Source organism: Cetobacterium sp., assembly GCF_048470075.1.
GTDB lineage: Bacteria > Fusobacteriota > Fusobacteriia > Fusobacteriales > Fusobacteriaceae > Cetobacterium_A.
Window position 1 is genome coordinate 1 of the sequence record NZ_DBGBQB010000109.1, and the last position, 7453, is coordinate 7453.

The window sequence follows — 7453 nt, forward strand, 5'->3', positions numbered from 1 at the left end:
ATCAAGATAAGTATATGTAAAACTATTGAAAAAATAAAAAATTTCATAACTCCTCCAAAAAATAAGTAATAAATCTATGGTAATTATAACAAAAAATATTTTAATTATCAAATTATTTATAAAAAAATACTTTGTATAAAAAATATATTGACTATTTAGTTTAAAATCAATATAATAATTTTGAAAATCAAAATATTTAAGTAATAGGAGGGAATAGATGATTGAGGTAATTAAAGCTGGAGGACCATTGATGGCTGTAATAATTTTCTTATCAGTGGCAGGTCTTAGTGTGATATTGGAGAGAGGATACTATTTCTTCAAAAATGAAAAAGATAACGGAGAGCTATTGATAAATCATTTAGAGAAATTTATAAAAAACAATGAAAGAGAGAGAGCTATAAGAGCTTGCGATTGTTTTAAAAATACATCGACTAAAGTTATGAAAACTATTTTAATAGAATACACTGGAGAAAAGATGAACTGTTGTACTTATGATTATTTAGAGGAAAAAGCAAGAGAGTGTGCCCTAAGAGAGATGCCAAAATTGGAAAAAAATATGTGGATTTTAGCTTTGGTAGCTAATGTGACACCGCTAGCAGGACTATTGGGAACAGTGACAGGAATGATAGGAGCTTTTACAGCTATGTCAAAACATGGTGCAGGAGATCCAACAGTTTTAGCTTTTGGTATTTCTCAGGCACTAATAACGACAGCTTCTGGATTAATAGTAGCTATACCTGCTCTAATATTTTATAATTTTTATCAAAAAAAGATTGAAAAAGCAATGGTTGATATGGAGAAGAATGTAGTGGAGTTTATAAATATTTTAAGAAAGATGTAGGGTACAGATATGTTTAAATCAAAGGGTTTTATGAATTACAAAAGAAAACAATTAGCGCCAGATTTAACACCACTGATTGATGTGGTATTTTTGCTATTAATATTTTTTATGGTAGCTACAACTTTCGACGATATGAAGGGAATGAAGATAGATCTACCTAAATCAGAGATTTCTGAAATAACAGAAACTATTGATAAAGTATCGATTTTAGTTGCAAATAGCGGAGAGTTAAAAATAAAAATAGATAGCAAAAAAGAGAGTGTTCTAATAGATATAAAAAAAGAAGAGCTACAGGATAAATTAAAAAATACACTTGAGTCAATGAAAAATAAAAGGGTGGCAATACTTGCAGATAGAGGGATTGACTACGGAGATGTAGTGGACATAATGTCAGATATAAAACTGGCAGGAGCACAAGCGATAGATATAGAGACTAAAGGGAAGTGATTAAATAATGAATTTTGAAACAAGATATAAGAGCCATCATAACTCAAGTGGATTAATAGGGAAATATTATCCTCAAAGAAGAGTTGCAGAGAATGAGTTTTTAAATAAGTTGAATGAAAAACCAAAGGATGTTCCAAGAGCAGTATATGTACATACACCATATTGTGATAAAATCTGCTCATTTTGTAATTTGAATAGAGAGCAGTTGAGTGGGAGTTTAGATTCCTATGCTGACTATCTTGTGAGTGAATTTGATAGATATGGACAATACAGATATTTTAAGGAAAAAAGTGTGGATGTTGTCTATTTTGGCGGAGGAACACCAACGGTTTATAAAAATGACCAGTTGGAAAAAGTGTTGCAGAGTGTCAATAGAAACATAAAATTTTCTAAAGGATATGAGTTTACTTTAGAGACAACGCTTCATAACTTAAATGATGAAAAGATAGAACTGATGAATAGATATGGAGTTAATAGACTATCTGTGGGGATTCAGAGTTTTTCAGATGATGGAAGAAAGTTTTACAATAGAACATACTCGAAAAATGAGACAATAGATAGGTTAGCTAAGTTAAAGGAAAAATTTAATGGAGAGGTATGCATAGATATTATTTATAACTATCCAAATCAAAGGGTAGAGGATGTAGTTGAGGATGCTAAAATCATAAAAAAACTTGATTTAGGAAGTGCAAGTTTTTACTCTTTAATGGTACATGAAGGGTCTACACTATCCCAGGATATAAAAGAGGAAAAGGTTAAAATTCAAGAGAATTTAAAAAAAGAGAGAGAGTTACACGATGCCTTTGTAAAGGAGTTAACAGCTGATAGTAACTACTATGTTTTAGAGTTAACAAAGATTGCAAAAAAGGGAAGAGATAGATATAAGTATATAAAAACTAGAAATTTTGGTGGAGATACATTTCCAATAGGAGTTGGAGCTGGTGGAAATGTTGATAATATATCGGTTTTTAGAATGAAAAAAGAGATGTCAATGTTTGTTGAGAAAAGTGAGTATGAACAAAGATTAGATAGATTTAGTGGATTATTCCAATTTCCACAGATAGAAAAAGATATGGTGGATGAAATTTTAAACTCTGAAGAAAAAGTAGTTTTTAAAGATTTAATCTCTGAATTGAAAGATAGCAAATTTATCTTAGAGAGTGATAAAGAGTATAGTTTGACAGAGGATGGCTTATTTTGGGGTAACAATATATCTAGAGAGATTTTAATTACAATAGTTGAAAAAACTCTAGGATTAACAAAAAAGTAATGAGAGGGATTAAAAAATTATGAACAAAAGAGTAGCAATATTTAGTTTAATAGTAACAGCTTTAAGTTATTCAAATGATGAGTTTTTTTATGAAGAAGCTAGCAAAGGTGTTAAATTAAACGAAAGTGTAATTTCAACCACTGGGTTTGAGACAGCACAAAGAAATATTACAAACATAGTGACAGTTATTACGGCTAAAGATATTGAGGAAAAGAACTATCAGTCTGTATCAGAAGCATTAAAAGATGTACCTAGTGTAAATTTGATAGGTGATCCAAAAGATCCAATAGTGGATATGAGAGGTCAAGGAAGTAAAGCAACAGCAAATGTACAGGTTTTAATAGATGGAGTAAGTGTGAATCTTTTAGATACATCCCATGCAAAAACTCCAATTAATACAGTACCAGTTGAAAATATTGAGAAAATTGAAGTTATTCCAGGTGGAGGAGCAATCCTTTATGGAAGTGGAACAAGAGGGGGAATAATTAATATAGTGACTAAGTCTGGAGCGGGGTACACAGGTGGTTCTGTTTCAGGAGAGTTAAACTCTTTTGGAGGAAAAAAGGGAGAGTTTTCCTATGGGACAACAATTGGAGATTTAGGTGTAAATGTTAATTATAATAAAAATAATTATAGAGGCTTTAGAGATGGAGATGAATCTGACTCAGAGTATTTTGAAGGAAGTTTAAAATATAAGATTGATGATAGACAAAATATCAGTTTAAAATATTCAAGATATAGTGATGATGCAACTTCTCCAAGAATGCTCACGAGAGAGAGATTATCAAATCCTAAAAGTAATGGTCTATTTGGAAAATATGATGAACTAATTGTGAATAATACAAAAAAAGATGAATTCACTGGAAAATATGAGTATATAATCAATGAAAAAATAACTTTAGATTTGGTTGGATTCTATCAAAAAACAGATATTTATAATAAAAATAACTATGAAAAAATGGGCTATAGCGTTAAAAACTATATGGACTATAGAGATGAAAAAGTTGGATTTAAGCCTAAACTAAAAATTTCATATGGAGAGGCAAGTAGTCTAATTTTAGGTTATGATTACATAAATAACAATCTAAAAAGAGATAGTCAAATGGATATGTTTAGTTCTGAAAAATATAGAAATGACTTAACTAAAGATATTCACAGTGTATTTGTTTTAAATAGAAATACAGTTGGAAAATTTGAGCTTACTCAAGGAATTAGATATGAATATGCAGACTATAAAACAGATAGATCATACACTAAAAACTCTATATCAAGTGGAGCGATAACAGCTGATACAACAATAAATAGAAAAACAACTATGGAAAATATGGCCTATGAATTAGTTGGAAACTATCTATATTCAGAAACTGGAAATATATATTTGAAAGGTGAGAAGGGATTTACTTCTCCAACACCATCGCAATTAGTGGATAAGATAGATGGGGCATACATAGATAATAGCTTAGATTCAGAGACATATGTAACATATGAAACTGGTTTTAAAGACTATATATTTGGAAGTTTTATAAGTGGAGCAATCTATTTGACTGAAACAAATGATGAGATTGCAACTGAAAACTACACAGGAATGAACTTTAGAAACTATAACATTGGAAAAACAAGAAGATATGGTTTGGAGTTAAATGCTGAACAGTACTTTGGAAAATTAACAGTTAGAGAGGGATATGCTCTTGTTAAAACAAAAATATTAAAGGATCAAGATAAAGCAATTGAGGGAAATGCAATAGCGGATGTTCCTACAAATAGATTCAATATAGCTTTAGATTATGAAATAACTTCAAAGATTAATATTATTTGGGATACTGTGTATTCATCAGGATATTACTTAAACAATGAGAATACAGAGGGGAAACAAAACGAGAACATTGTGACAAATTTAACATTAAACTATAGACCAATTGAGAATTTAAGAGTTTATACAGGAATTAATAATATATTTAATGAGAAATATTATAACTCTATAAGTTCAGATGGAAAAGAGTATAATCCAGCAGCAGAAAGAAGTTTCTATGCAGGGATTAAATATAACTTTTAAAAAAATAGGAGAATTAATATGAAAAAACATATATCGTTAATATTAATTCTGGTAATATTACTGACAGGAACACTTTCTATTGGATTAGGAAGTGTTCCTGTACCATTGGAACAACTATTTTCCATGGGTACAGCACCAGATTATATAAAAACAATAATTTATGATATAAGATTACCGAGAATAGTTATGGCGCTACTAATAGGAATGATGCTTTCATCAAGTGGAGTGGTAGTTCAAGCTGTATTTCAAAATCCTTTAGCGGATCCATATATAATAGGGATAGCAGCAAGTGCTACATTTGGAGCTGTAATAGCCTATGTATTCCAATTGCCAGATATTTTTTATGGTATTTTAGCATTTCTATCATGCTTAATAAGTACATTTATTATATTTAAACTATCAAATAGAAGTGGAAAGGTTGAGATAACTACTCTATTGATTGTGGGAATAGCTGTGTCAGCTTTTATAGGGGCTTTCACCTCTTTTGCTATGTACTTAATAGGGGAGGAATCATTTAAAATAACTATGTGGCTAATGGGATATCTAGGTGGAGCAACATGGACAAAAGTATCGCTTTTGATAGTTCCACTGATTTTCTCTTTAGTTTTTTTCTATCTACAGAGGAATCAATTGGATGCATTACTGTCTGGAGATGAAGAAGCAAACTCTTTAGGTGTGGATGTTCATACACTAAAAGCTAAAGTATTGACGGTATCAGCTTTGGTTGTAGCGTTTTCAGTTGCTTTTTCGGGAATGATTGGATTTGTTGGATTGATTATACCCCATTCAATAAGAATGTTGGTTGGACCATCAAACTCCAGATTGATTCCCAATGCAGCATTAGCAGGTGGATTTTTTCTATTGATATGTGACACAATAGGGAGATTACTTTTAGCTCCAGTGGAGATACCTATAGGAGTTGTTACAGCATTCTTTGGTGCACCATTCTTTTTATACTTGGCTTTTAAAGCTAGAGGAGGAAACTAATGGGAGTTAGAGTAAAGAATCTTTCATTTTCATATGGGGATAAAGAGATTCTAAAAAAAATAAAGGTTGATATAGCAAAAGGAAAAATGACAGGAATACTGGGACCAAATGGGTGTGGGAAATCAACTTTTTTAAAAAATATATTGGGATACTTAAATCCAAATGAGGGAGAGATAGTTTTTAATGGAAGAGATACGAAGGCATTAGATAAAAAAGATAGAGCCAAACTAGTTTCTCTAGTTCCTCAAAAATCAAATTTAATGACAAATATGTCAGTGAAGGATTTTGTATTAATGGGAAGGTTACCTCATTTGAAATCAAGTTGGGCAGGATACTCTTTTGATGATAGACAAAAAGTTGAGGAGAATTTAAAATTCTTAGGATTGGAAAAATTTTCTGAAAGAGTAGCTATTAGTCTTTCAGGAGGAGAGTTTCAAAGAGTTTTATTAGCTAGAGCTTTAACACAGGATCCAGAGATATTACTATTGGATGAACCAACTTCAGCTTTGGATTTAAATCATGCAGTTGAGCTATTAAATAAGGTAAAGAGCTTAGTTATAGAGAAATCTCTAACAGGAGTAGCTGTTTTACATGATCTGAACTTAGCTGCTATGTTTTGTGATGAGATTATAATGATGAAAGATGGAGAGATAAAGTATCAAGGAACACCGATAGAGGTTTTAACAGAGGAAAATTTGCAAAAAGTTTATAATTTAAAAGCTAGAGTTATAAGGGATGAGAGTGGAGTTCCATATATTATTCCACTGGTATAGGAGGAGATATGAAAAGAGTAATAACTTTAATTTTTACTATTTTAGCAAGTAATTTAGCCTATGCTTTAAAAGTAGAAAATGGTTTTATTGTAGATTCAAGAGGAAATAAAGTCGAGGAAAGAGAGTACAAAAGAGTGTTAATATTGGATCCAGCTGCAGTGGAATCCTTCTATTTAATGGGAGGAGAAAAAAACATTGTTGCAATAGCGGATACAGCAAAAAATCCAATTTGGCCACAGGAAAAAACAAAGAGTTTACCTAAGGCTGGAACAATAATGAAACCTTCAATAGAGCAAGTTTTAATGTATAATCCAGATCTAGTTATATTGAACACTATGTCTGAAAGTTTTGGAGAGAGTTTAAAGGCTAGAAACTTGAACTTTCTAATTAATGAAGGTAACTCTTTTGAACAGATTTTAGATAATTTAGAGGTATACGGAATCGTAACAGGGAAGAGAGAGAGTGCCTCTAAGTTAGTAAAAGATTATAGTTTTAAACTAAAAGATATAAAGGAAAAAATAGCTGAAAAACCTTTAAATATAAAGGGGGGATTTTTATTTTCAACATCTCCAATGATGGTATTTAGTCCAAACTCATTACCTGGGGAGATATTTGATACACTGGGAATTGAGAATATAGCAAAGGGATTACCTGGAGGAAGACCTATAGTATCCCCTGAGTTTTTATTAGCAGAAAATCCGGACCTATTGGTAGGCTCAATGGCTATAAAAAATAAGAGTGATATATTGAATAGTAATCCAATTGTAAAGCAAACAAAAGCAGGAAAAAAAGGGAACATCATGATAATAGATTCAGATAAAATTTTAAGAGGAACTCCTAGAGTGATAGATGCTTTAGAGGAGTTATATCAGGAGCTATCAAATGTTAAATAGTGTTTTAAAATACTATTTAAAAGAGAGAAAACTGCTAACTTATTTTATAGTTAGCAGTTTTTTTGTAACTATAGTTGACCTATATGGACCTATAGTAGTTCAAAACTTGATTGATAAATCAATTCCCAATAAGAATATAAAAGAGTTTTTTATATTTTCTGCTTTTTTATTATTGCTTTATATTGTAAG

At 30.9% G+C, this 7453-nt stretch carries 8 protein-coding genes; all 8 read left to right on the top strand.

What is annotated here, in order from left to right:
- The first annotated feature begins 217 nt into the window (after positions 1-217).
- Positions 218-841, top strand: coding sequence for a MotA/TolQ/ExbB proton channel family protein (locus ACMOUI_RS04080; protein WP_418964463.1), 624 nt, complete (start codon positions 218-220; stop codon positions 839-841).
- Positions 842-850: 9 nt separating this feature from the next.
- Positions 851-1288: an ExbD/TolR family protein gene (locus tag ACMOUI_RS04085; RefSeq protein WP_418964464.1), complete on the top strand. Its 438-nt coding sequence runs from the start codon at positions 851-853 to the stop codon at positions 1286-1288.
- A 7-nt stretch (positions 1289-1295) separates the two neighbouring features.
- Positions 1296-2558: a radical SAM protein gene (locus ACMOUI_RS04090; RefSeq protein WP_418964465.1), complete on the top strand. Its 1263-nt coding sequence runs from the start codon at positions 1296-1298 to the stop codon at positions 2556-2558.
- 19 nt (positions 2559-2577) lie between these two features.
- On the top strand, positions 2578-4611 hold the full coding sequence (locus ACMOUI_RS04095) for a TonB-dependent receptor (RefSeq protein ID WP_418964466.1): 2034 nt from the start codon (positions 2578-2580) through the stop codon (positions 4609-4611).
- A gap of 18 nt (positions 4612-4629) precedes the next feature.
- Positions 4630-5598 carry a FecCD family ABC transporter permease gene (locus ACMOUI_RS04100; protein ID WP_418964467.1) on the top strand — a complete coding sequence of 323 codons (969 nt, stop codon included), beginning with the start codon at positions 4630-4632 and terminating at the stop codon, positions 5596-5598.
- Positions 5598-6371, top strand: a complete 774-nt coding sequence (locus tag ACMOUI_RS04105; protein ID WP_418964468.1) for an ABC transporter ATP-binding protein — start codon at positions 5598-5600, stop codon at positions 6369-6371. Before ACMOUI_RS04100 ends, ACMOUI_RS04105 begins: the two co-directional genes overlap by 1 nt.
- Positions 6372-6379: 8 nt before the next feature.
- The gene (locus ACMOUI_RS04110; protein WP_418964469.1) at positions 6380-7264 is read left to right on the top strand and encodes an ABC transporter substrate-binding protein; all 885 of its coding nucleotides are present in this window, start codon (positions 6380-6382) and stop codon (positions 7262-7264) included.
- The coding region (locus ACMOUI_RS04115; RefSeq protein WP_418964470.1) for a hypothetical protein at positions 7254-7453 on the top strand (200 nt) is incomplete at its 3' end. The genes ACMOUI_RS04110 and ACMOUI_RS04115, both read left to right, overlap by 11 nt.

Coding starts and splice junctions, on each gene's coding strand:
- ACMOUI_RS04080 (WP_418964463.1), top strand. CDS start 218: ATGATTGAGGTAATTAAAGCTGGAGGACCATTGATGGCTGTAATAATT.
- ACMOUI_RS04085 (WP_418964464.1), top strand. CDS start 851: ATGTTTAAATCAAAGGGTTTTATGAATTACAAAAGAAAACAATTAGCG.
- ACMOUI_RS04090 (WP_418964465.1), top strand. CDS start 1,296: ATGAATTTTGAAACAAGATATAAGAGCCATCATAACTCAAGTGGATTA.
- ACMOUI_RS04095 (WP_418964466.1), top strand. CDS start 2,578: ATGAACAAAAGAGTAGCAATATTTAGTTTAATAGTAACAGCTTTAAGT.
- ACMOUI_RS04100 (WP_418964467.1), top strand. CDS start 4,630: ATGAAAAAACATATATCGTTAATATTAATTCTGGTAATATTACTGACA.
- ACMOUI_RS04105 (WP_418964468.1), top strand. CDS start 5,598: ATGGGAGTTAGAGTAAAGAATCTTTCATTTTCATATGGGGATAAAGAG.
- ACMOUI_RS04110 (WP_418964469.1), top strand. CDS start 6,380: ATGAAAAGAGTAATAACTTTAATTTTTACTATTTTAGCAAGTAATTTA.